At 26.8% G+C, this 873-nt stretch carries 1 protein-coding gene and 1 pseudogene; both read left to right on the forward strand.

Translation table 4 applies throughout. The features are described 5' to 3' along the window. A partial coding sequence (locus TS70_RS06665; RefSeq protein ID WP_232332563.1) for a hypothetical protein occupies positions 1–192 on the forward strand: 192 nt, incomplete at its 5' end. Between the two features lie 405 nt (positions 193–597). After that, positions 598–873: pseudogene (locus TS70_RS06670) on the forward strand (hypothetical protein); the annotation flags it as partial.

Raw genomic sequence — 873 nt, forward strand, 5'->3', positions numbered from 1 at the left:
AGCCTATGAAGAACTCATCAAGGAAATCAAATAACAATGAAAAAAGTAGAAAATAAAGACACAATCAATCATAATTTAATGATTGTTGATGTTGATTTACAAAAGTGTTTGAATTGTAGTTTTACGATTCAAAAAGTCGATGATGAGTGATTTACGATCAATACAGGTAATAAAAACTGCGGTAAATTATAAATTGTGTTATAATTTCCTTACCAAGATATTTTTATCTTTGGTACCTATCCCAAATGTATCAAATGTATTATTAAATATCAATCTTTACTCTTTTTATCCTATTTAGTAAAGTTTTAGCAAATAAAAAACTATAAACAAAATTGTTTATAGTGATATAATATTTATGTAATTAAATGTAATTAAATATTTTTAATAAAAATTAGTGATAGTAATTTATCATAAAATAAATTACTATCGTGGAAACACTAGTCAACACCTAGCGTTTCCACAGACAATTTTAACATATTTTACTGGGGTATTTTGTTTGTACGCTTGTGAAATATGTTGGAAATTGCTTGTGGGAATAGTGCGGTGGTGCTATTCTCTTTTTTATTAGAAAAGAGAATTCAGAAAGGAATAAATGAAATGAAAAAATTACTAAGCTTATTAACTATATCAACCCTAACAACAAGCGTTCCCGTGCCGTTGCTTGCCAACACAGTACAAACTCGTGTCAAACGCGATGTTGGGATAACTGCCAAAGATATCACAACTGGGTTTGACATAAAAATAAAAAACATTAAATATTTAAATTTTAATTGAAAATTTTTTTCTAAAACAACTGGTGGAAGAGAATTAGAAAAAAAAGAAGATAAGTGATTTTTTTTAATAGACTTCTTGCATTACTTGTTAAAAAATTGC

The sequence above is a fragment of the Spiroplasma sp. hyd1 genome (assembly GCF_016082235.1).
Classification (GTDB): domain Bacteria; phylum Bacillota_I; class Bacilli_A; order Mycoplasmatales; family Mycoplasmataceae; genus Spiroplasma; species Spiroplasma poulsonii.